Annotated in this window: 16 protein-coding genes and 1 riboswitch; of the genes, 7 read left to right on the forward strand and 9 right to left on the reverse strand. The window is 72.5% G+C overall.

The window, feature by feature from the left end; genetic code table 11:
• Window positions 1-47: 47 nt before the first annotated feature.
• Window positions 48-2,843, reverse strand: a complete 2,796-nt coding sequence (locus AB0D29_RS19175; protein WP_362855562.1) for a GNAT family N-acetyltransferase — start codon at window positions 2,841-2,843, stop codon at window positions 48-50.
• Between the two features lie 184 nt (window positions 2,844-3,027).
• Between AB0D29_RS19175 and AB0D29_RS19180 the strand changes: the two genes are divergently transcribed.
• Window positions 3,028-3,309 (forward strand): HPr family phosphocarrier protein, encoded by a 282-nt coding sequence (locus AB0D29_RS19180; RefSeq protein ID WP_030012489.1) that lies wholly within the window; start codon window positions 3,028-3,030, stop codon window positions 3,307-3,309.
• 278 nt (window positions 3,310-3,587) lie between these two features.
• Here AB0D29_RS19180 and AB0D29_RS19185 read toward each other — a convergent pair whose 3' ends face one another.
• From AB0D29_RS19185 to AB0D29_RS19200, 4 genes are all read right to left on the reverse strand, one after another.
• On the reverse strand, window positions 3,588-4,265 hold the full coding sequence (locus AB0D29_RS19185; RefSeq protein WP_362855564.1) for a GntR family transcriptional regulator: 678 nt from the start codon (window positions 4,263-4,265) through the stop codon (window positions 3,588-3,590).
• 182 nt (window positions 4,266-4,447) lie between these two features.
• Window positions 4,448-5,248 carry a M23 family metallopeptidase gene (locus AB0D29_RS19190; protein ID WP_362855565.1) on the reverse strand — a complete coding sequence of 267 codons (801 nt, stop codon included), beginning with the start codon at window positions 5,246-5,248 and terminating at the stop codon, window positions 4,448-4,450.
• 12 nt (window positions 5,249-5,260) lie between these two features.
• Window positions 5,261-5,420: riboswitch (cyclic di-AMP (ydaO/yuaA leader) on the reverse strand.
• A 217-nt stretch (window positions 5,421-5,637) separates the two neighbouring features.
• Window positions 5,638-7,005 (reverse strand): pitrilysin family protein, encoded by a 1,368-nt coding sequence (locus AB0D29_RS19195; RefSeq protein ID WP_362855679.1) that lies wholly within the window; start codon window positions 7,003-7,005, stop codon window positions 5,638-5,640.
• 20 nt (window positions 7,006-7,025) lie between these two features.
• Complete coding sequence (locus tag AB0D29_RS19200; RefSeq protein WP_361762468.1) at window positions 7,026-8,375, reverse strand: pitrilysin family protein; 1,350 nt, start codon at window positions 8,373-8,375, stop codon at window positions 7,026-7,028.
• Window positions 8,376-8,638: 263 nt separating this feature from the next.
• Here AB0D29_RS19200 and AB0D29_RS19205 point away from each other — a divergent pair, with 263 nt between their 5' ends.
• The 3 genes from AB0D29_RS19205 (at window position 8,639) to AB0D29_RS19215 (ending at window position 14,032) form a co-directional block, all read left to right on the forward strand.
• Entirely contained in the window at window positions 8,639-11,095 is a 2,457-nt protein-coding gene (locus AB0D29_RS19205) for a DNA topoisomerase IV subunit A (RefSeq protein WP_362855567.1), read from the forward strand.
• 107 nt (window positions 11,096-11,202) lie between these two features.
• The gene (locus AB0D29_RS19210) at window positions 11,203-13,257 is read left to right on the forward strand and encodes a restriction endonuclease (protein ID WP_362855569.1); all 2,055 of its coding nucleotides are present in this window, start codon (window positions 11,203-11,205) and stop codon (window positions 13,255-13,257) included.
• A 10-nt stretch (window positions 13,258-13,267) separates the two neighbouring features.
• Entirely contained in the window at window positions 13,268-14,032 is a 765-nt protein-coding gene (locus AB0D29_RS19215) for an alpha/beta hydrolase (RefSeq protein ID WP_362855571.1), read from the forward strand.
• Between the two features lie 27 nt (window positions 14,033-14,059).
• Here AB0D29_RS19215 and AB0D29_RS19220 read toward each other — a convergent pair whose 3' ends face one another.
• Window positions 14,060-15,187, reverse strand: a complete 1,128-nt coding sequence (locus tag AB0D29_RS19220; RefSeq protein ID WP_362855573.1) for a GTP-binding protein — start codon at window positions 15,185-15,187, stop codon at window positions 14,060-14,062.
• A gap of 32 nt (window positions 15,188-15,219) precedes the next feature.
• A complete protein-coding gene (locus tag AB0D29_RS19225) occupies window positions 15,220-16,395 on the reverse strand; it encodes a citrate synthase/methylcitrate synthase (protein ID WP_362855574.1) in 1,176 nt (391 codons plus the stop codon).
• A 65-nt stretch (window positions 16,396-16,460) separates the two neighbouring features.
• Here AB0D29_RS19225 and AB0D29_RS19230 point away from each other — a divergent pair, with 65 nt between their 5' ends.
• From AB0D29_RS19230 to AB0D29_RS19240, 3 genes are all read left to right on the forward strand, one after another.
• Window positions 16,461-17,696 carry a citrate synthase gene (locus AB0D29_RS19230; RefSeq protein ID WP_362855575.1) on the forward strand — a complete coding sequence of 412 codons (1,236 nt, stop codon included), beginning with the start codon at window positions 16,461-16,463 and terminating at the stop codon, window positions 17,694-17,696.
• 132 nt (window positions 17,697-17,828) lie between these two features.
• Window positions 17,829-19,430: a sensor histidine kinase gene (locus tag AB0D29_RS19235; protein WP_362855577.1), complete on the forward strand. Its 1,602-nt coding sequence runs from the start codon at window positions 17,829-17,831 to the stop codon at window positions 19,428-19,430.
• Window positions 19,427-20,152, forward strand: a complete 726-nt coding sequence (locus AB0D29_RS19240; RefSeq protein WP_362855578.1) for a response regulator — start codon at window positions 19,427-19,429, stop codon at window positions 20,150-20,152. The genes AB0D29_RS19235 and AB0D29_RS19240 overlap by 4 nt, the downstream gene beginning before the upstream one ends.
• A 24-nt stretch (window positions 20,153-20,176) precedes the next feature.
• Here AB0D29_RS19240 and AB0D29_RS19245 read toward each other — a convergent pair whose 3' ends face one another.
• Both AB0D29_RS19245 and AB0D29_RS19250 read right to left on the reverse strand, forming a co-directional pair.
• Window positions 20,177-21,769 (reverse strand): cation acetate symporter, encoded by a 1,593-nt coding sequence (locus AB0D29_RS19245; RefSeq protein ID WP_362855580.1) that lies wholly within the window; start codon window positions 21,767-21,769, stop codon window positions 20,177-20,179.
• On the reverse strand, window positions 21,766-22,251 hold the full coding sequence (locus tag AB0D29_RS19250; RefSeq protein ID WP_362855582.1) for a DUF485 domain-containing protein: 486 nt from the start codon (window positions 22,249-22,251) through the stop codon (window positions 21,766-21,768). The genes AB0D29_RS19245 and AB0D29_RS19250 overlap by 4 nt, the downstream gene beginning before the upstream one ends.
• Window positions 22,252-22,257 lie beyond the last annotated feature (6 nt).

Raw genomic sequence — 22,257 nt, forward strand, 5'->3', positions numbered from 1 at the left:
GTCCATCCTAAGGCCCGTACGGGGCCCCCAGGCCGCGTCGTACTCGCTCAGTAACTGGGGAGGGTGCGCGGGCCGAGGTCGCCGCGGGCCGGCGGGTGCGCGACGCGGACGGTGGCGCTGAGCACCGAGAGGCCCTCGGCCGCGACCACGACGGGCTCCAGGGAGACCCCGATCACCTCGGGGTGGTCGTCCACCAGGCGCGACAGTCGCAGGAGCAGTTCCTCCAGGGCGGCGGTGTCCACGGGGTCGCTGCCGCGCCAGCCGAAGAGGAGGGGGGCGGCGCGGATGGAACGGATCAGTCCGGCGGCGTCCTTGTCGGTGGCCGGAACCAGCCGGTGGGCGGTGTCGCCGAGCAGCTCGGAGGCGACGCCGGCGAGCCCGAAGGAGAGGACGGCGCCCGCGGCCGGGTCGATGACGGAGCGGACGACGGTGTCCACCCCGCGCGGCACCATGGCCTGGACCACCGGCTGGAGCTCGGCCGGCTTGCCCAGCAGGTCGGTGAGCTCCTCGTACGAGCGCCTCAGCCCGGCCTCGTTCGTGAGGTCGAGCCGTACGCCGCCCAGGTCGGCGCGGTGGCGCAGGTGCGGGGCGGTGGTCTTGAGGGCCACCGGGTAGCCCAGGATCGCTGCGGCCCGCACCGCCGCGTCGGCGCTGGGCGCGGGCAGGGCGGAGCGGACCGTGATCCCGTACCGGGCGAGCAGCTCGCGTGCGTCCCACTCCGCCAGGGTCAGCACGGCCCCGTCGTCGACGTCGGCGAGCAGCCCGGCCAGCTGGGCCGCCGCCCCGGCCTCGTCCACGTCCTCGAACTCGGGGACGTACCCGCCCTCGGCGAGGCCGCGGCGCCACTGTCCGTACCGGACGGCTTCGGCGAGGGCCCGTACGGCCCGCTCGGCGGCGGGGTAGCTGGGGATCCGGTCCTCGGACGCCGGGCGGGCCGGAATCGGCCCCGCCGGCTCCCGGGGTGCGGGGGCCGGGGCGGACCCCCGGTTCCCGGACGGGTCCGGGTGGGGCAGGCCCCGCGTGGCGGACAGGGCTTCGACGAGCGCGCCGAGCTCCACGTGCACCACCGCCACGGGCTTGCCCGGGACCTCGGCCACGGCCTCCCGCAGCGCGTCGGCCAGGTCGTCGGCCAGGGCGTGCTCGCTCACCCAGGGAATGGCGGTGACCACGACCGCGTCGCAGTCGCCGGAGGCGAGGGCGGCGGCCAGGGCGGCCCGGAAGTCCTCCGGCGCGGCCGCCGTCGTCAGGTCCAGCGGCGGCAGCGGCCGCAGGCCCTGGGCCAGGCAGGCGTCGTAGGTGAGGACCCCGAGGGACTCGGAGTTCCCGAGGATGGCGACCCGCGGCCCGGCGGGCAGCGGCTGCGCGGCCAGCAGGAGGCCGACGTCCACCAGCTCCGTGACCGTGTCGACCCGGATGACGCCGGCCTGCCGCAGCAGGGCGGACACGGTCGCCTCCGGCAGTCTGGTGCCGGGGACGACGTGTCCGGCCGGGGTGTGGCGGCCGCCCTTGGCGACGACCACCGGCTTGACCGCGGCCGTGCGGCGGGCGAGGCGGGTGAACTTCCGCGGGTTGCCCAGGGTTTCGAGGTACAGCAGGGCGACGTCGGTGGCCTCGTCGTCGTACCAGTACTGGAGGATGTCGTTGCCGGAGACGTCGGCCCGGTTCCCGGCGGAGACGAAGGAGGACAGGCCCTCGCCGCGCCGCAGCAGCGCGGAGAGCAGGGCGATGCCGATCGCCCCGGACTGCGTGAAGAGGCCGATCCGGCCCCGCATCGGCATGGGCGCGGGCGTCAGCGAGGCGTTGAGCTCCACCTCCGGCGCGGTGTTGATCACCCCGTAGGCGTTCGGTCCGATCAGCCGCATTCCGTACGAGCGCACCTGCCGCACCAGTTCGCGCTGGCGGGCGAGTCCGTCGGGGCCGCTCTCCCCGTATCCGGCGGACAGGACGACGAGCCCCTGCACCCCGTGCTCGCCGCAGGCGGCCACGGCGTGGGGAACCCGCTCGGCGGGTACGGCGATCACGGCGAGGTCGACGGGGGCGTCGATGGCCTCGACGGTGCGGTAGGCCCGTACGCCGTCGAGCAGATCGCGCGTGACGGCCTCGTTGACGGCGTAGAGGTGGCCGTGGAAGCCGCTGTCGCGCAGGTTGCGGAGCGCGGCCGCGCCCACGCCCGCGCCGGAGCGGCTGACTCCGATGACGGCGACCGAGCCGGGGGCGAGCAGCCGCTGCACCGAGTGGGCCTCGGCGCGCTGTTCGCGGGCGCGCTGCACGGCGAGGGACTCGGCGGTGGGTTCGAGGTCGAGGGTGAGGTGGACGGAGCCGTCCTCGAAGCTGCGCTTCTGCTGGTAGCCGACGTCCGTGAACACCTTGATCATCTTGGTGTTGGCGGGCAGCACCTCGGCGGCGAACCGGCGGATGCCGCGCTCCCGGGCCACCGCCCCGATGTGTTCGAGGAGGGCGGAGGCGACCCCGCGGCCCTGGTGGGCGTCCTGGACGAGGAAGGCGACCTCGGCCTCGTCGGCGGGTGCGGAGGCGGGCCGGCCGTCGGGGCCGATGCGGTCGTAGCGGACGGTGCCGATGAACTCCCCGCCGATGGTCGCGGCGAGGCCGACCCGGTCCACGTAGTCGTGGTGCGTGAAGCGGCGCACGTCGCGGTCGGAGAGCCGGGGGTAGGGGGCGAAGAAGCGGTAGTACTTCGACTCGTCGGAGACCTGCTCGTAGAAGCTGACGAGCCGGCCCGCGTCCTCGGTGGTGATGGGCCTGATCCGGGCGGTGCCGCCGTCGCGGAGGACGACATCGGCTTCCCAGTGGGCCGGGTACGAGGGGTCCGACTCGATGGTCATGGGGCCACCTTAAGGCCGGGAGGGGCCGCTCAGCCCCCGCGCGGCGCATGAGGCAACCCGGGACAAATGAGTGCAAGCTGGGGAAGGTCGAACGGCGGCAGATCCGGGCCGAAGGTCGGTCGGAGCATTCCGGGCGTCGTGAGAGACTGGTCTAGACAACCGTAAGAACCTGAAGGGCATCACCATGGCAGAGCGCCGCGTCAACGTCGGCTGGGCCGAGGGCCTGCACGCTCGTCCCGCCTCGATCTTCGTCCGTGCGACGACCGCTTCCGGCGTCCCGGTGACCATCGCGAAGTCCGGCGGCGACCCCGTCAACGCCGCCTCCATGCTGGCGGTCCTGGGCCTGGGCGCCCAGGGCGGCGAGGAGATCGTCCTCGCCTCCGAGGCCGAGGGTGCGGACGCCGCACTGGACCGCCTCGCGAAGCTGGTCGCCGAGGGTCTCGAGGAGCTCCCCGAGACCGTCTGACCCTTCGGGTTCGACCCCGCGCACAGCACGCGCACCACGCGTCACATGCGCCACCCACGGCGAAGCCGCGGCCCCCGTTCCTCCGGGCGCCGCGGCTTCGTCGTTCGCATGGAAATCGGAGCCACCCGGCGGGAAAACACCCCTGCCCGAACCCCGGCGCACCGGAATTCAGCTCCACGGGAATTCGCCGCACAGCGGCAGGTCGAATTCACGCCATAAATTCGCCCCACCCCTGCACGGCGAATTCGCGCGACGCCATCCTTTGTATACGGCTCCTGTTAATGCCGGCCGCTCGACATGTTTACGGCAGGTTGCGAAGTGCTCACCGCCGGACGGAGCCGCAGCCGGTGCGCCCCCGCCGCTCGGTCGGCGTGCACCGCGGTCAGCGCCCGCGCCCGCTCCGCGTCCCCGCGCGCCACCGCGTCCACGATCGCCCCGTGCTCCGCCCAGGACTCCACCGGCCGCACCGGTGCCTCCACCACGTACATCCACGCCACCTTGTGCCGCATCTGCGTGAGCAGCGCGATCAGCCCGGGGCTGCCGGAGGCCTGGGCGAGCGTCTCGTGGAACCAGCCGCCCAGGGACCGCAGATCCCCCCCCTGCCCCCGCCTGGCCCGCTCCTGCCCCAGCCTGACCAGCCCGCGCAACACCTTGAGGTGCGCCTCGGTGCGCCGCCGGGCGGCCCGGGCGGCCGCCAGGGGCTCCAGGAGCATCCGCACCTCCAGGAGGTCCAAGGCCTCCTGCTCGGTCGGCTCGGCCACGCAGGCCCCCGCGTGGCGCCGGGTGGTCACGAAGCCCTCGGACTCCAGGGTCCGCAGCGCCTCGCGGACCGGGACGCGCGAGACCCCGTACCGGCGGGCCAGCACCTCCTCGGTCAGCCGGCTGCCCGGCTCGAACGCCCCGGAGACGATGTCGTCGCGGATTGCTGTGCATACCGCGTGCGCAGGAATACGCAAGACCGAACCTCCGCCTATTTCCGACTGCCAGCCTCATTGCACGCACATGCGCGTGCTGAGACTCTATTGCAACACACGATAATTTCCGAGAGCGGCCGGAAATGCGAAACATTTGCACAAGGACGCAACACGAAGGCCCCGGCTCGGGGAGCCGGGGCCTTCGGAAAAGGTGCGGGACGGGGTCAGAGGCTGACGCCGTGCGAGCGCAGGTACGCGATCGGGTCGATGTCCGAGCCGTACTGCGAGCCGGTGCGGGCCTCGAAGTGCAGGTGCGGGCCGCTGGAGTTGCCGGTGGAGCCCGACAGGCCGATCTGCTGGCCCGGGGTGACCTGCTCGCCGACGGAGACGTTCAGCGAGGTCATGTGCCCGTACTGGGTGTAGGTGCCGTCGTTGTGCTTGATGACGACGTTGTTGCCGTACGCGCCGCCCCAGCCGGCCTCGACGACGGTGCCGAAGCCCACCGCGTGGACCGAGGTGCCGGAGGCCGCGTGGAAGTCGATGCCGGTGTGGCTGCCGGAGGACCACATGCCGCCGCCCGCGTGGTACTGCGTGCTGACGTACGAGCCGTCGACCGGGGCGACGAAGGTGTTGAGGCGCTTGCGCTCCTCCTCGCGGGCCGCACGCTCGGCGGCGTCGCGCTCGGCCTTCGCCTTGGCCTCGGCGAGGCGCTTGGACTCGGCGGCCTTCTGCTTGGCCTCCGCCTCCGCCTGCGCCTTGGCGGCGGCGTGCTCGGCGGCGCGCTGCTGGGAATCGGCCTGGTCGGCGATGTCACCCGCGAGGTCCTCGGCGACGACCACGGCACCCAGCCCGTTCTCCGGGGCGGAGCTGCTGTGGTTGTCCGCGGCGAAGGCCGGGGCGGCGAGGGAGCCGACGACACCCGTGGTCGCGATCGCGGCGATACCGGCGTAACCGGCGGTCTTCTTGCTCAGACGGCTGGAGCCACGGTGCTTACCGGTACCAGCGGGACGACTGCCAAACGCCATGAAGGGTTTGATCCTTTCCTTCCTTCTCGCCTACCGGGTTAGCTGACGGGTTCGGAGCAGGAAGGTCTCCTACGGGCCTCCTCTTGCGAGGGGGTCCGATTCACCCCAGGGACTCATGTGGGTCCCCGGCTCCCCAGGCTCGCGCCTGACGGGGACTCGGCGATCGCTGTCCGGTGCCGCGGATGCGGCGGGCACAACTGACGGACAGCAGGGCCGACGCTAGGCGGATCATCAGTCAATCGCCAAACAGACGCGCCTTTTTGTTGCGTACGCCACACCACATACAAGCAACCTCACCGCTAAACGGACAAAAGGGGCTCCGGCGGATAAGCCCGCCAGAGCCCCTGCGCGATCCGTCGGTCGGCCGTCAGCCGGCCATCACCGACAGGTCAGTTGGTGACGACCGTGACGTCCCCGATCCCGAGGGCGCGCACCGGCTCCTCGATCACTGCCGCGTCGCCCACCAGGACCGTGACCAGGCGGTCCGCCGGGAAGGCCTTCACGGCCGCCGAAGTCGCCTCCACCGTGCCCGTTTCGGCCAGCCGCGCGTACAACTGCGCCTGGTAGTCGTCCGGCAGCTCCTGCTCGACCTGGTCGGCGAGGGTGCCGGCGACCGAGGCCGCCGTCTCGAACTTCAGCGGGGCCACGCCCACCAAGTTCTGTACGGCCACATCGCGTTCGGCGTCGGTCAGACCGCCCTCCGCGAGGGTGCGCAGCACCTTCCAGAGGTCCTCCAGCGCCGGACCCGTGTTCGAGGTGTCCACCGAGCCGCTGATGGCCAGCATCGAGGCGCCCTTGCCGTCCGCGGTGGAGCGCAGCACCTGGCCGAAGGCGCGCACGCCGTAGGTGTACCCCTTCTCCTCGCGCAGCACCTTGTCCAGGCGGGAGGTGAGGGTGCCGCCCAGGCAGTACGTGCCCAGCACCTGGGCCGCCCAGACCTGGTCGTGGCGGTCCGGCCCGATCCGGCCGATCAGCAGCTGCGTCTGGACCGCTCCGGGCCGGTCCACGATGACCACGCGGCCGGTGTCGTCGGCGGTCACCGGCGGCACCGGAAGGGCCGCGGCGGTGTTGCCCGTCCACGCGCCCAGGGTGTCCGCCAGCACGGCGTCCAGGTCGATGCCGGTCAGGTCGCCGACGACCACCGCGGTGGCCGTGGCGGGGCGTACGTGGGCCTCGTAGAAGGCGCGTACGGCGGCGGAGTCGATCCGGGCGACGGTCTCCTCGGTGCCCTGGCGCGGCCGGGACATCCGCAGGGACGCCGGGAACAGCTCCTTGGAGAGCTGCTTGGCGGCACGGCGCTGGGGGTTGGCCAGCTCGTGCGGGATCTCGTCGAGCCGGTTGCGGACCAGGCGGTCCACCTCGGCGTCGGCGAAGGCGGGGGCGCGCAGCGCCTCGGCGAGCAGGCCCAGCGCCTTGGCCAGCCGGGAGGCCGGGACCTCCAGGGAGACCCGGATGCCCGGGTGGTCGGCGTGCGCGTCGAGGGTGGCGCCGCAGCGCTCCAGCTCGGCCGCGAACTCCTCGGCGGAGTGCTTGTCGGTGCCCTCGGAGAGCGCCCGCGCCATGATGGTCGCCACGCCGTCCAGGCCCGCGGGCTCCGCGTCGAGCGGGGCGGCGAGATTGACCTCGACCGCGATCACCTGCTGGCCCGGCCGGTGGCAGCGCAGCAGGGTCAGCCCGTTGGACAGCTCCCCGCGGTCGGGGGCCGGGAAGGCCCACGGCTGCGGCTCGCCGGCCTGCGGGCGCGGGTGGAAGGTCATCGTGACGGCTGCGGTGTCGCTCACTGCTCCGCCCCCTCGTTCTCGTCGGACTCGTCGTTCTCGTCGTCGTCTGCCGCGATCGGCTCGTAGACGAGCACCGCGCGGTTGTCCGGGCGCAGTCGGGCCGCGGCCACGGCCTGCACCTCCTCGGCGGTGATGTCGAGGACGCGCTGGACGGCGGTCAGCGCCAGCTGCGGGTCGCCGAAGAGCACCGCGAAGCGGCACAGTTCGTCGGCGCGGCCGGCCACCGTGCTCAGCCGGTCCAGCCACTCGCGCTCCAGCTGCGCCTGGGCCCGCTCCATCTCCTCGGCCGTCGGGCCCTCGGCGGCGAACCGCGCGAGCTCCTCGTCCACGGCCGCCTCGATGGCGGGGATCTCCACGCCGCTGGAGGTCTTGACGTCCAGCCAGCCCAGCGAGGGCGCACCGGCCAGCCGCAGCATGCCGAAGCCGGCCGCGACGGCCGTCTGGTCACGGCGTACCAGCCGGTTGTGCAGCAGCGAGGACTCCCCGCCGCCCAGGATCGTCAGCGCCACGTCGGCGGCGTCGCACTCGCGGGTGCCGTCGTGCGGCAGCCGGTAGGCGGCCATCAGCGCCCGCGCCGGGACCTCCTCGACGATCTCCTCGCGCAGCTGCTCCCCGATGACGTCGGGCAGCGAGCCGTCGCGGGGCGGCTGCTTGCCGTCGTGCGCGGGGATGGTGCCGAAGTACTTCTCGACCCAGGCGAGCGTCTGCTCGGGGTCGATGTCACCGACGACCGAGAGCACCGCGTTGTTGGGCGCGTAGTACGTACGGAAGAAGGTGCGCGCGTCCTCCAGGGAGGCGGCGTCCAGGTCGGCCATGGAGCCGATCGGGGTGTGGTGGTACGGGTGGCCCTCGGGGTACGCCAGGGCCGTCAGCTTCTCGAAGGCCGTGCCGTACGGGACGTTGTCGTACCGCTGGCGGCGCTCGTTCTTGACGACGTCGCGCTGGTTCTCCATGGACTCGTCGTCCAGGGCGGCCAGCAGGGACCCCATCCGGTCCGCTTCCAGCCAGAGCGCGAGCTCCAGCTGGTGGGTCGGCATCGTCTCGAAGTAGTTGGTGCGCTCGAAACTGGTGGTGCCGTTGAGGGAGCCGCCGGCTCCCTGGACCAGCTCGAAGTGGCCGTTGCCCGGGACGCTCGCCGAACCCTGGAACATCAGGTGCTCGAAGAGGTGAGCAAGGCCGGTACGCCCCTTGACTTCGTGGCGCGAACCGACGTCGTACCAGAGGCAGACCGCGGCGACCGGGGTCAGGTGGTCCTCGGAGAGCACCACGCGCAGGCCGTTGGCCAGCCGGTGCTCGGTCGCTGTCAGGCCGCCGGAGCCGGCCTGGGCTGTGGCCGTGTGACCCATGGGCATGTGGTCCCTTCGATCGCGATGCAGAGATTTCTGTCAGACCTGCCACTGTATGCAAGCGCGTCGGCCGCCGGATAAGTTCCCGGGTCACTCCCCCGGGGTCGGAGTCGGCGTTGTCGGTGCCTCGGGCCACAATGGTCCGCGTCGTACCCCGTCCGGACACCCGCCCGACCCGGCAAGACCGGCCAGACCCAGCCAGACCCCAGCAGTCCCGCCAGACACCCAGCACACCCCATTCTTGGTTAAGGAGCCGCGCAGCGATGGCCCGCCGCAGCACGAAGACCCCGCCGCCGGAGGATTTCGAGGAGAAGATCCTCGACATCGACGTCGTCGACGAAATGCAGGGCTCCTTCCTCGAGTACGCGTACTCGGTGATCTACTCCCGCGCCCTGCCCGACGCCCGGGACGGCATGAAGCCGGTGCACCGCCGCATCGTCTACCAGATGAACGAGATGGGGCTGCGCCCCGACCGCGGGTACGTGAAGTGCGCCCGTGTCGTCGGCGAGGTCATGGGCAAGCTCCACCCGCACGGTGACGCCTCGATCTACGACGCGCTCGTCCGCATGGCCCAGCCGTTCTCCATGCGGCTGCCGCTGGTCGACGGGCACGGCAACTTCGGCTCGCTCGGCAACGACGACCCGCCGGCCGCCATGCGGTACACCGAGTGCAAGATGGCCGACGCCACGTCGCTGATGACGGAGTCGATCGACGAGGACACCGTCGACTTCACCGCCAACTACGACGGCCAGGAGCGGGAGCCGGTCGCACTGCCCGCCGCGTACCCGAACCTGCTGGTCAACGGCGCGTCCGGGATCGCGGTCGGCATGGCCACCAACATGCCCCCGCACAACCTCGGCGAGGTCATCGCGGCCGCCCGCCACCTGATCCGCCACCCGCAGGCGGACCTGGAGGCGCTGATGCGCTTCGTGCCGGGTCCCGACCTGCCCACCGGCGGCCGGATCGTGGGCCTGGCCGGGATCAAGGACGCCTACGAGAACGGCCGCGGCACCTTCAAGATCCGCGCGACCGTGGCCGTGGAGAACGTGACGGCGCGCCGCAAGGGCCTGGTCGTCACGGAACTGCCCTTCACGGTCGGCCCCGAGAAGGTCATCGCGAAGATCAAGGACCTGGTCGGCTCGAAGAAGCTCCAGGGCATCGCCGACGTCAAGGACCTCACCGACCGCGCACACGGTCTGCGCCTGGTCATCGAGATCAAGAACGGCTTCCACCCGGAGGCCGTGCTGGAGCAGCTCTACAAGCTGACGCCGATGGAGGAGTCCTTCGGCATCAACAACGTGGCGCTGGTGGACGGGCAGCCGCTGACGCTGGGCCTCAAGGAGCTGCTGGAGGTCTACCTCGACCACCGCTTCGAGGTCGTCCGGCGGCGCAGCGAGTTCCGCCGCACCAAGCGCCGGGACCGGCTGCACCTGGTCGAGGGCCTGCTGGTGGCGCTCATCGACATCGACGAGGTCATCCGGCTCATCCGGGACAGCGAGAACTCCGCGCAGGCCAAGGCCCGGCTGATGGAGCGGTTCTCGCTGAGCGAGATCCAGACGCAGTACATCCTGGACACCCCGCTGCGCCGGCTCACCAAGTTCGACCGGCTGGAGCTGGAGTCCGAGCGCGACCGGCTGACCGGCGAGATCGACGAGCTCACCGGGATCCTGGACTCCGACACGGAGCTGCGCAAGCTCGTCTCCACGGAACTGGCGGCGGTCGCGAAGAAGTTCGGCACCGAGCGCCGTACGGTGCTGCTGGAGTCGGCGGGCACCGCCGTGGCGGCCGTCCCGCTGGAGGTCGCCGACGACCCGTGCCGCGTGCTCCTGTCCTCGACGGGCCTGCTGGCGCGCACGGCGAACGGCGAGCCCCTGCCCGAGGAGGAGGGCGGCGCCCGAGCCAAGCACGACCTGATCGTCTCGCAGGTCGCGGCCACCGCCCGGGCCGACGTCGGCGCGGTCACCTCGTACGGACGCCTGCTGCGGCTGTCGGTGATCGACCTGCCACAGCTGCCGGACACGCACGCCGCGCCGAACCTGGCGGGCGGCGCCCCGGTCTCGGAGTTCCTGTCCGGGCTGGAGGCGGACGAGAAGGTGATCTGCCTGCTCTCGCTGGACGAGTCCTCGCAGGGCCTGGCGCTGGGCACCGAGCAGGGCGTGGTCAAGCGCGTCGTGCCGGACTACCCGGCCAACAAGGACGAGCTGGAGGTCATCACCCTCAAGGACGGTGACCGGATCGTCGGCGCGGTGGAACTGCGCACGGGCGAGGAGGACCTGGTCTTCATCACCGACGACGCCCAGCTGCTGCGCTACCCGGCGGGCCAGGTGCGCCCGCAGGGCCGTCCGGCGGGCGGCATGGCGGGCATCAAGCTCGCCGAGAACGCCAAGGTGATCCACTTCTCGGCGGTCGACCCCGGCCGGGACGCGATGGTGTTCACCGTGGCGGGCGCGCACGGCACGCTGGACGACTCGCTGCTGTCCGGGAAGCTGACCCCCTTCGACCAGTACCCGCGCAAGGGCCGGGCCACCGGTGGTGTGCGCTGCCAGCGGTTCCTGAAGGGCGAGGACGTGCTCGTGCTGGCCTGGGCGGGCGGCTCCCCCGTCCGCGCGGCGTCGGCGAACGGCACTCCGGCGGAGCTGCCGGCCGTTGACCCGCGCCGGGACGGCTCGGGTGCGGCGCTGCCCGCGTCCGTCGCGGCGCTGGCGGGGGCCGCGCTGTAGGAAGTACGCGGTCATTCGGGTGGTACGTCCGGGGGACGTACCACCCGAATGGCGACTAGTGTTTTCCCTCTTGGCACTGTCGGGTGGGGCGGGAGAACACAGAGCTGATGAGTCGTCGGTCGGGCGGAGTGATCGGGGACTGGGCCGAGGCCCAGCGCCGCATGCAGCAGACGCAGCAGATCCAGCACCGCGAGGCGGAACGCCGGCAGCGGGCGTACGAACGGGACGTGGAGCGAGGGCAGCGGCAACACCGCGAGGCCGAGGCCCGGCGGCGGACCGAACAGATCGACGCCGAGGTCGCCGTCCTGCAAGGCCTGTTGGTCACGGGCTGTCGGGCACCGGCATTCCGGATGGCCTCCCTGGTCCGCCCCGAACATCTGGAACCGTTCAACCCCGGGGCTCTCGCGCAACCGGTACCGATGCCGCGTATCGAACAGTTCCAGCAGCAGAGCAGTGGCTGGACCCTCGGATCGAGCCACCGTGCGCAAGCCGAGCGGGAGGCTCACGCCCGGTACACCCAGGCCTGGCAGGCCGCCAACGCGGCAGAGTCGCAGCGGCAGCAGCAACTGGCGGCGTACCGGCAGCAGTACGACCGCTGGGCGGCAGAACAACTCGCCGGGGTTCGGGCGCACAACAGCGGGCTCTCCGAGCTGGCCGGGGCGCTGCGCGCGGGCGACGCCGAGGCGGTGGTGGAGTACTTCTCCGCCGCCCTGTACACCTCGACGGCCTGGCCCGAGGCCCTGCCGAGGCAGGTGGCGGCAGCGTACGACCCGGCCGCGCGGCAACTGGTGCTGGACTGGGAGCTGCCCGGTTATCCGGTGGTACCGGAGGCCAGGTCGGTGCAGTACCTGCCGAGCACGGGCCAGGACAAGGTGAAGCCTCGCCCTGCCACGGAGCGGCGGGCAATCTACCGGGACCTTCTGGCGCAGTCCATGCTGCTCGTGCTGCGCGAGCTGTACGCGGCGGACGAGTTCGGCGTGCTGGACTCGGTCGTGGTCAACGGATTCGTGGACTGCCCCGATCCGGTCACGGGGCAGGAGTCGCAGTTCGTACTCGCCTCGGTCTCGGCCGTACGTACGACTTTCGCAGGGCTGCGGCTTGAGCAGGTCAGCGCCGTGGACTGCCTCGTCGACGGGTTGCGGGGGCAGCTCTCGGCGCGGCCCGACCAGTTGACCGCAGTGCGCCCCGGGCGTCGTCCCGGCGAGGTGGGCGGTGTCGTCAGCCACGGCGGGCACGCGGGCGGCGACGAGGACGATCCCGACCTCTTCGAGATGGACCCGATCGCCTTCGAGAACCTGGTGGCGGAGCTCTTCCGGGCGATGGGCATGGAGGCGGTCACGACCCAGCGGTCGGGAGACGGCGGGGTCGATGTCGAGGCCAGGGACCCGGCACCGATCCGGGGCGGGCAGATCGTGGTGCAGGTCAAGCGCTACCGGAACACCGTGCCGCCCACGGCGGTACGGGACCTGTACGGCACGGTCCAGGACAAGGGGGCGAACAAGGGGGTGCTCGTCACCACCGCTTCCTTCGGCCCCGGGTCGTACACCTTCGCCAACGGCAAGCCGCTGGAGCTGGTTTCCGGCGTCCAGCTCGTGGAGCTCCTGCACCAGTACGGGCTGCGCGGCCGCCTCGGCGGTGGCCAGGCATCGCAGCGGACGCCCGAGCCCGCCCCCTCGGCGGACCACAACGTGCTCGGCATGTCCTGGTCGGGCCGGGTCGCGCTGGACGTGTGCGCGCTCGTCTGCACGGGCAACCGGGTGCTGAGCGAGGACCACTTCGTCTTCTTCAACAACCCGCGGACCCCGGACGGTTCGGTACGGGCCCGCGCGCACGCGGCGCCCGACAAGGCCGCCCTCGAGGTGTCCTTCGACTCCCTGCCGCGCGAGGCCGACCGGCTGGTCCTCGTGGCCGCCGTGGACCCGGAGGTCGACCCGCACGCCGACCTGGCCGGCTTCGTCGACGCCCACATCCGCCTCCTCGACCCGTCCGGCGCGGAGGCCGGCCGGCTGGAGGTCTCCGACGGTCGGGCCGGCGAAACGGCGCTGGTGCTCGGCTCGTTCCGGCGCCGGGCGAACGGCGACTGGGACTTCGTGATCGGCGGAAAGGGCTACCGGGGCGGCCTGGAGGACCTGCTGCGCGAGTACGGCGTCGAGGTCGCCTAGGGTCTGCCGCATGACTCTTGCCTACGATGCAGCCGGAGACGGCCCCGCGGTGGTGCTGCTGCACTCCGCCGTTTGTGACCGCAGGATGTGGGACCCGCAGTGGCCGGCCCTGGTCGATGCCGGATACCGGGTGGTGCGTTGTGACTTCCGGGGCTTCGGCCAGAGCCTCTTGCCGGACCGGCGTCACAACGACGCGGAGGACGTGCTGGACCTGCTGGACTCCCTCGGCATCGAGCAGGCGGCTCTGATCGCCTCCTCGTACGGCGGACGTGTTGCCGTGGAGATCGCCGCACGCCGTCCGGACCGGGTGTCCGCCTTGGCGTTGTTGTGCTCCGGGCTGCCCGGGCACGAACCGAGCGATGAGCTGCGCGCGTTCGGCGAGCGCGAGGACGCGCTGATCGAGGCGGGTGACATCGCGGGGGCCGTGGAGCTGAACGTGGACACCTTCCTGGGGCCGGACGCCGAGGAAGCCGTCCGGGACCAGGTGCGCGCGATGCAGCGGCGTGCCTTCGAGGTCCAACTGGCCGCCCCCGAGGGGGCCGGGCGCAAGAACGTGGACATCGACCTGTCGGCGGTCAAGGCACCCGGTCTGGCGCTTTCGGGCGGCCTCGACGTGGCGGACTTCCGGCAGATCGCGGCTCGGCTGCCGGGTCTGCTCAGCGACACCCGGCACGTCGAACTGCCCTGGGCCGGCCATCTCCCCAGCCTGGAGCGGCCCGCCGCGGTGACGGACCTGCTGATCGGCTTCCTGCGCGAGACGGTTCCCGCGGTCTGAGCGGAAGGGCCCGGCGTCCCGGTCAGGTCACCGGACGTCAGGGACCTCGGCGCCGAACCCCGGCTCCGGCTCTGCTTCGACTCCTGCTTCTGCCTCTGCTTCCGGACCGGCCGCGGGCCGGGGTTCGGCGACGTACCGCAGCACGCCCCACATGCTCTCGGGTGCCGCGTCCTGCGGGGCCTCCTCACGGCAGGCCTCCAACTCCCGTACGAGCCCCGGGCCGTCGGTGCCGGCGCCGATCAGGACGAGCTGCGTCAGCCTGGCTTCGCCCCGCCCCCAGGGCTGCGGGGCGAAGCGGAGGAACCGGCCGACCGCGTGGACCTCGTACTTCTCCTCGTGGCCGGGGACCCCGAACCACACGAAGCCCTTGATCCGGTAGAGCCCGGCCGGCCGCCGGTCGAGGAAGTCGATGAACCGGCGCGGGGAGAGCGCCTGGTCGCAGACGAACTCCGTGCTCTCGTAGACGGCGTGCGCGTGGGTGCAGTGGTCGTGGCCGTCGGCCTCCGCGAGGAGGTCCTCGAAGGAGAGCTGCCCCCGCGTCTCGGTCCAGGGGCGCCGGTCGAAGAGCAGTTCCGGGTCGATCCGCCCGTGGTCGGCGCCCACGACCGGGGTGCCGGGGGCGCAGAGCGCGTCGAGTTCCCTCTCGATCCGCGCCCGTTCACCGGCGTCGACGCGGTCGGTCTTGTTGAGCACCACCAGGTCGGCGACGGCGAGGTGGCGGTCGGTCTCCGGATGCGTGTCCCGCGTCGCGTCGAATTCGGCCGCGTCCACGACCTGCACCAGACCGCCGTAGCGGATGGCGGGGTTCTCGCTGGCCATGAGCATCCGGATCATCTCCTGCGGCTCGGCCAGCCCGCTCGCCTCGATGACGATCACGTCGATGCGGTGGACGGGGGCGGAGAGCTTCTCCAGGTACGTGTCCAGCTCGCTGCCGTCGACGGCGCAGCACAGGCAGCCGCCGCCGAGGGAGACCATCGAGTCCCCGACCTGTCCGGCCACCGACATCGCGTCGATCTCGATCGATCCGAAGTCGTTGACGACGACCCCGATCCGGGTGCCCCCGCGGCCGGCGAGGAGGTGGTTCAGCACGGTGGTCTTGCCGGATCCGAGGAAACCGGCGAGGACGATGACGGGAATGGGCTGCCTGCTGTTCACCCTGTCGATCGTAGTCAGGCTCCGCCTGTCGATCAGTCGACCAACGGCACGGGCTGGGGCGGGGTGGGTCCGCTGTACCGGGCGGCAGGGCGGATGATCTTCGAATCGGCGGCCTGTTCGAGGATGTTGGCGCTCCAGCCGACCACGCGGGCCGCGCAGAAGGTCGGGGTGAACATCTCGCGCGGCAGCCCGCACAGCTCCATGACCACGCCCGCGTAGAACTCCACGTTGGTGTGCAGCTCCCGGCCGGGCTTGAGCTCGGCGAGGATCTCCTCCACCTGACGCTCGACCTCGACGGCGAAGTCCACGAGGGGCCCGCCGAACTGGAGGGCGATCTCGCGCAGCATGCGCGAGCGGGGGTCCTCGGTGCGGTAGACGGGGTGGCCGAAGCCCATGATCCGGTCGCCCGCCAGGACCCGTTCGCGGATCCACAGCCCGATCCGGTCCACGGTGCCGATGGCGTCGAGGGTGTCCAGGGCGCGGCTGGGTGCGCCGCCGTGCAGCGGGCCGGAGAGCGCGCCGATCGCCCCGGTGAGGCAGGCGGCGACGTCGGCGCCGGTGGAGGCGATGACGCGGGCGGTGAAGGTCGAGGCGTTGAAGCCGTGGTCGACGGTGGATATCAGGTACCGCTCGACGGCGCGGGTCTCGATCGGGCCGGGCTCCCGGCCGGTCAGCATGTAGAGGTAGTTGGCGGCGTACGGGAGGTCCTCGCGCGGCTCGACGGGCTCCAGCCCCTGCCCGAGCCGGTGCAGCGCGGTCAGCAGGGTCGGTACGGCGGCGCAGGCGGCCAGCGCGTCGGCGGCCCGGCGGGCGGGGTCCAGGTCGTACACCGGGCGGAAGCCGGCGGAGGCGCCGAGCAGCGAGAGGGCGGTGCGCAGTCCGGCGAGCGGCCCGGAGAGCCGGGTGGCCCGGGCCAGGCCGGGCAGGGCGTCGCGCACCTCCTCCGGCAGCCGGCGCAGCGCGGCGGTCTCGGCGGTGAAGGCGGCCCGCTCGGCGGCGTCGGCGGGCAGCGTGCCGCGGAACATCAGGTGCCAGACGTCCTCGAAGCCGCGGCGGTCGGCGAGCTCGACGGCCGAGTACTGGCGGTAGTGGTAGAAGCCCTCACGGCCCCGGACGTCTCCCAGCTCGGTTTCGGTGACCACGACCCCCGCGAGGCCGCGCGGTCCTTCGATGGTGCTGTCGGTGGTGTTCATGGATCGACCATCCATGATGGATTGAATCCTTGTCAATATTGATTGGATCAATACATCCATCCATCTGTAGGGTGTCCGTCATGAGCGACGAGAAGGACGGCGGGCGCAGGCTCAGCACGCAGGAGGCGGCGCGGGTGCTCGGGGTGAAACCGGCGACGGTGTACGCGTACGTCAGCCGGGGTCAGCTCAGCAGCCGCCGCGATCCGGCCGGCCGGGGCAGCAGCTTCGACGCGGCCGAGGTGGAGGCGCTGGCCCGGCGGAGCCGGCGCGAGGCGGCGGCTCCCGCCGGGGAGCTCTCCGTCCGTACGGCGCTCACCCTCATCGAGCCGGACCGGTACTACTTCCGGGGCGTGGACGCCGTGGCACTGGCCTCGGAGTACCGCTACGAGGAGGTCGCCGAGTGGCTCTGGACCGGGACCGTGGTGCGGGGGGCACGGTTCTCCGCTCCCCCGGAGGCGCTGGCGGCGGCACGGCGGGCCGTGGCCGCGCTGCCGGCCCACGGCGGCCCCATCGACCGGCTGCGGGTGGCGGTGGCCGCCGCCGCGGTGGCGGACCCGCTGCGCTTCGACCTGTCCGAGGAGGCGGTACTCGGCTCCGCGCGCTGCCTGATCCCCACGCTGGTCGGCGCGCTCCCCGCGGTGGGCGCGGCCCCGTGGGCCGGCGACGGCCGGATCGCCCGGCAGCTGTGGTCCCGGCTGACGGCCGAGGAGCCGGACCCGGACGCCCTGGCCGTGCTCGACCTGGCGCTGGCGCTGCTGGTCGACCACGACCTGGCCGCCTCGACCCTGGCCGTACGGGTGGCCGCCTCGGCGCGGGCCCATCCGTACGCGGCGGTGTCCGCCGGGCTCGGCGCGCTCGAAGGGCCCCTGCACGGCGCGGCCGGGCGGCTCGCGCACCGGATGCTGGTGGAGGTGCTGGAGCAGGGCGGGGCGGCGCCGGTGGTGGCGGAGTACCTGCGGGCCGGGCGCCGGGTCCCGGGGCTCGGGCACCGCCTGTACCAGGGCGAGGATCCGCGCGCGCGGGCGCTGTTCGCCCGGCTGGAGGGGCTGGAGCAGGCCGCTCCCGCCCTGGGCGCGGCGCGCGAGGTGGCCGCGGTGATGGCCCGGCAGGGCGGGCTGCACGCCAATGTGGACCTGGCGCTGGCGGTGCTGACCGTGTCGTGCGGAATGGCGGCGGAGGCCGGGGAGACGGTCTTCGCGGTGGCCCGTACGGCGGGCTGGATGGCACACGCCCTGGAGGAGTACCAGGAGCGGCCGCTGCGGATGCGGCCGAGCGGGCAGTACCACGGGCCCCGCCCGCCCCAGCCGATGCCGTGAGGCCTCCTCACCCGCAGTGAGCCGTGCGCCACGGCCCGAACATGACAGAAGTGGCGAACCCGACAAGCTCGGCGCAGGCGTTCCGCTCCTGCCGGGCCCGACCTACCGTTGCTGCCCATGCGGTTCCCCCTCATGAGCGCTCGGCGCCTCGGGCTGCCCAGACGGGCCGTCTCCCAGATCCTGCTGACCCAGCTGGCCATCGCCGCCGGGGTCGCCGTCCTGGCGACCGGACTCTTCCTGGCACCGCTGAGCGCTCAGCTCGACGACCAGGCCATGCGGCGGGCCCTGGCGATCGCGCAGAGCGCCGCGGCGGACCCCTCACTGGCCGCCGACCTCCTGGACTCCGGAGCCTCACCGGACAGCCCCGTACAGTCCTCGGCCGAGCGGATCCGCCGGGCCACCGGCGCCGAGTACGTGGTCGTCCTCGATCTGGACGGCATCCGCCGCTCACACCCGAGCGCCGACCGGATCGGGCTGCGCGTCTCCACCGACCCGAGCGCCGCGCTGGCGGGCCGCGAGGTCATGGAGATCGACGACGGCACCCTGGGGCGCTCCGCGCGCGGCAAGGTCCCGCTGATCGCCGCCGACGGCGAGATCATCGGCGCCGTCTCGGTGGGCATCGCCTACGACAGCGTCCGCGACCGGCTGCTCGGCGCCATCCCGGGCCTGCTCGCCTACGCGGGCGGCGCACTGGCCGCGGGCGCCCTGGCCGCCTATCTCCTCTCCCGCCGGATCCAGCGGCAGACCCGGGACCTGGCCTTCTCCGACATCTCCGGCCTGCTCGCCGAACGCGAGGCGATGCTCCACTCCATCCGCGAGGGCGTCATCGCCCTCGACCGCGGGGGCCGGGTCCGGCTCGTGAACGACGAGGCCGCCCGGCTGCTCGGTCTCGCCCCGGACTCCGCCGACACCCTGGCGGGACGCCCACTGGACGACGTGCTCGGCGCCGGCCGCACCGCCGACGTGCTGTCGGGCCGCGTCACCGGCCGGGACCTGCTCACCGTCCAGGGCCCCCGCGTGCTGGTCGCCAACCGCATGCCCACCGAGGACGGCGGCGCCGTCGCCACCCTGCGCGACCGCACCGAGCTGGAACGCCTCGGCCGCGAACTCGACTCCACCCGGGGCCTCATCGACGCCCTGCGCGCCCAGGACCACGAGCACGCCAACCGCCTCCACACCCTCCTCGGCCTACTGGAACTCGGCCTGCACGAGGAGGCGGTGGAGTTCGTCACCGAGGTCGCCGACGTGCACCGCACGACCGCCGAACAGGTCACCGAGAAGGTCCACGACCCGCTGCTGGCCGCCCTTCTCGTGGGCAAGGCGACCGTCGCCGCCGAACGCGGCGTCCCGCTGCGGCTGGCCGCGACCACCCTCCTCCCCGACCGTCTGGTGGACCCGGGCGGCCTCGTCACGATCGTGGGCAACCTGGTGGACAACGCCCTGGACGCCGCGGCCGGTTCGGCGGCGCCCCTGGTCGAGGTGGAGCTGCGCGCGGAGGGCCGTACCGCCGTGCTGCGGGTGCGCGACAGCGGCCCCGGAGTCCCCGCCGCGCGCCGCGAGGAGATCTTCACCGAGGGCTGGTCGACCAAGCAGCCCCGCGCCCACCGCGAGCGGGGGCTGGGTCTCGCCCTCGTACGCCGCCTCGCGGAGCGGCAGGGCGGCAGCGCCCGGGCCGGTGAAGCAGCGGACGGAGGGGCGGAATTCTCCGTCGTACTTCCGGAGGCCCTGCGATGAACGAGGCGGTGAACGAGGCGGTGAACGGGACCCCGATCCACGTATTGGTCGTCGACGACGACATGCGTGTTGCCCGGATCAACGCGGCGTACGTGGCGAAGGTTCCCGGTTTCCGGGTGACGGCGCAGGCCCATTCGGCGGCCGAGGCCCTGGAGTTCCTCACCTCCCGGGCGGTGGACCTGGTCCTCCTCGACCACTACCTCCCCGACGAGAACGGCCTGGACCTGGTCCGGCGCCTGCGCCAGCTCGGCCACCACACCGACGTGATCATGGTGACGGCCGCCCGCGACCTCGCCACCGTGCAGGCCGCGATGCGCCTCGGCGCCCTCCAGTACCTGGTCAAACCCTTCACCTTCGCCGGGCTGCGCACCCGGCTGGAGGCGTACGGGTCCCTGCACCGCACCCTGGAGACGGGCGGCGAGGCCGAACAGGCCGAAGTGGACCGGATCTTCGGCACCCTCGCCGCCGCGGGGCCCTCGAACGAGCTCCCCAAGGGCCACTCCCCGACCACCGCGGAACTGGTCCGCCAGGTCCTGCGCTCCGCGGAGGGCCCGCTGTCCACCCAGCAGATCGCCGACCGTGCGGGCATCAGCCGCCAGACCGCCCAGCGCTACGTGAAGCTGCTCGAACGCACCGCCCGCGTGACCCTGGCCCTGCGCTACGGCGAGACCGGCCGCCCGGAGCACCGCTACACCTGGCTCCCGTCGGAGGGGCCGGCCTGACGGCGCTCAGTCCGCTCAGAGCGCTCAGACCGCTCCGGCGCCGGTCAGGGAGCGGACCTCCGTCTGCGCGTGCTTCGCCTCGTCCGGCTCCTCGTCCGAGGTGACCGTGCCCAGCCAGCCCGCCAGGAACCCGAGCGGGATCGAGACGATCCCCGGGTTCTGCAGCGGGAAGTACTGGAAGTCCACCCCCGGGAAGAGGGATTCCGGGCTGCCCGACACCACCGGCGAGACCAGTACCAGCAGCACCGCCGGAACCAGGCCCCCGTACACCGACCAGACGGCTCCCCGCGTGGTGAAGCCGCGCCAGAAGAGCGAGTACAGGAGCACCGGCAGGTTCGCCGAGGCCGCCACCGCGAAGGCCAGGCCCACCAGGAACGCCACGTTGAGGTCCTGGGCGAGCAGTCCGAGGGCGATCGCGACCGCCCCGATGCCGACGGCCGCGACCCGGGCCACCGAGACCTCGCTCCGCTGCCTGGCGCGGCGCCGCTTGAGGGAGGCGTACAGGTCGTGCGCGACGGAGGCCGAGGAGGCCAGGGTGATGCCGGCCACCACGGCCAGGATGGTGGCGAAGGCGATGGCCGCCACGAAGGCGAACAGCACCGCGCCGCCGGTGGATTCGGCGCCCCCGCCGAGGAAGGCCGCGAGCAACGGAACGGCCGTGTTCCCGGAGGCGTTGGAGGCCCGCACCTCGTCCGGGCCCACCAGCGCCGCCGCCCCGAAGCCGAGCACGATGGTCATCAGGTAGAAGCCGCCGATGAGAGCGATCGCCCACACCACGGAGCGGCGCGCCGCCCGCGCGGTGGGCACCGTGTAGAAGCGCGACAGGATGTGGGGCAGCCCGGCGGTCCCGAGGACCAGCGCGAGGCCGAGGCTCATGAAGTCGACGCGGGCGGTCCAGTCCCCGCCGTACTTGAGGCCGGGGCCGAGGAACCTGGACCCGTGCCCGCTGCGGTCGGCGGCGCTGGTCAGCAGCTGGTCGAAGTCCCCGTGGAAGCGCAGCAGCACGAGCACGGTGAGGGTGATCGCCCCGCCCATCAGGAGGACGGCCTTCACGATCTGGATCCAGGTGGTGGCCCGCATCCCGCCGAAGGACACGTAGACGACCATGAGCGCGCCCACCCCGATCACGGTCAGGGTCCTGGCCGCCGCGCTCGAACTGCCGAGCAGCAGGCCCACCAGGCTGCCCGCGCCGACCATCTGCGCGACCAGGTAGAGCACGGAGACGACGACCGAGGAGGTGCCGGCGGCGATCCGCACCGGACGCTCGCTCATCCGGGCGGCGACCACGTCGGCGAGGGTGAAGCGCCCGCAGTTGCGGACCAGTTCGGCGACCAGGAACAGCACCACCAGCCAGGCGACGAGGAATCCCACCGAGTAGAGCATGCCGTCGTAGCCGAAGAGGGCGATCAGGCCGGAGATGCCGAGGAAGGAGGCGGCGGACATGTAGTCGCCGGCGATGGCGAAACCGTTCTCCATCGGGGAGAACAGCCGGCCGCCCGCGTAGAACTCCTCGGCCGACCCGTGCCGGTTCCGGCTGACCCAGGTGGTGATGCCCAGGGTCACCGCGATGAAGACGCTGAACAGGATCAGCGCGAGGGTCTGGTGTTCGGTGGTCACCGGCCGGCCCCCCTCGCCCGGTTCCGCTCCTGGTCGCGTTCCTGCTCGAAGACGGTCCAGCGCAGATCGAGCGCGGCCCGGTCCCGGCGCAGTCGCGCGTGCCGGGCGTAGGCCCAGGTCAGCAGGAAGGTGGTGAGGAACTGGCCGAGCCCCGCCAGCATCGCCACGTTGACGGCGCCCATCACGGGCCGGGCCATCAGTGCGGGGGCGGCGGTGGCGGCGATCACGTAGGCGACGTACCAGAGGAAGAAGCCGACGGTCGCGGGGACGACGAACCCGCGGTAGCGGCTGCGGACCTCCTGGAAGGCGGCACTGCGCTGCACTTCGAGGTAGATGTCGGATGCGCCGTGCGCGGGGCTGTCACCGGGGACCGGGCGCGGCGGGGACGTTTCCTCGCCTTCGCCCCAGCCGACGGCCAGCGCGTCGTACCAGGGGTCGTCCAGCCGGATCGTTCCGGCATCACGACCTTCGTGCTTGTCCACCGAACT

Origin of the sequence: Streptomyces sp. NPDC048424, from assembly GCF_040651555.1 — a bacterium.
Classification (GTDB): Bacteria; Actinomycetota; Actinomycetes; order Streptomycetales; family Streptomycetaceae; genus Streptomyces.

Bases quoted from the DNA above. Each gene is read 5' to 3' on its own strand.
- AB0D29_RS19175 (WP_362855562.1), bottom strand. From the start codon at position 2,843: ATGACCATCGAGTCGGACCCCTCGTACCCGGCCCACTGGGAAGCCGAT.
- AB0D29_RS19180 (WP_030012489.1), top strand. From the start codon at position 3,028: ATGGCAGAGCGCCGCGTCAACGTCGGCTGGGCCGAGGGCCTGCACGCT.
- AB0D29_RS19190 (WP_362855565.1), bottom strand. From the start codon at position 5,248: ATGGCGTTTGGCAGTCGTCCCGCTGGTACCGGTAAGCACCGTGGCTCC.
- AB0D29_RS19195 (WP_362855679.1), bottom strand. From the start codon at position 7,005: ATGACCTTCCACCCGCGCCCGCAGGCCGGCGAGCCGCAGCCGTGGGCC.
- AB0D29_RS19200 (WP_361762468.1), bottom strand. From the start codon at position 8,375: ATGGGTCACACGGCCACAGCCCAGGCCGGCTCCGGCGGCCTGACAGCG.
- AB0D29_RS19205 (WP_362855567.1), top strand. From the start codon at position 8,639: ATGGCCCGCCGCAGCACGAAGACCCCGCCGCCGGAGGATTTCGAGGAG.
- AB0D29_RS19210 (WP_362855569.1), top strand. From the start codon at position 11,203: ATGAGTCGTCGGTCGGGCGGAGTGATCGGGGACTGGGCCGAGGCCCAG.
- AB0D29_RS19215 (WP_362855571.1), top strand. From the start codon at position 13,268: ATGACTCTTGCCTACGATGCAGCCGGAGACGGCCCCGCGGTGGTGCTG.
- AB0D29_RS19225 (WP_362855574.1), bottom strand. From the start codon at position 16,395: ATGGATGGTCGATCCATGAACACCACCGACAGCACCATCGAAGGACCG.
- AB0D29_RS19230 (WP_362855575.1), top strand. From the start codon at position 16,461: ATGAGCGACGAGAAGGACGGCGGGCGCAGGCTCAGCACGCAGGAGGCG.
- AB0D29_RS19235 (WP_362855577.1), top strand. From the start codon at position 17,829: ATGAGCGCTCGGCGCCTCGGGCTGCCCAGACGGGCCGTCTCCCAGATC.
- AB0D29_RS19240 (WP_362855578.1), top strand. From the start codon at position 19,427: ATGAACGAGGCGGTGAACGAGGCGGTGAACGGGACCCCGATCCACGTA.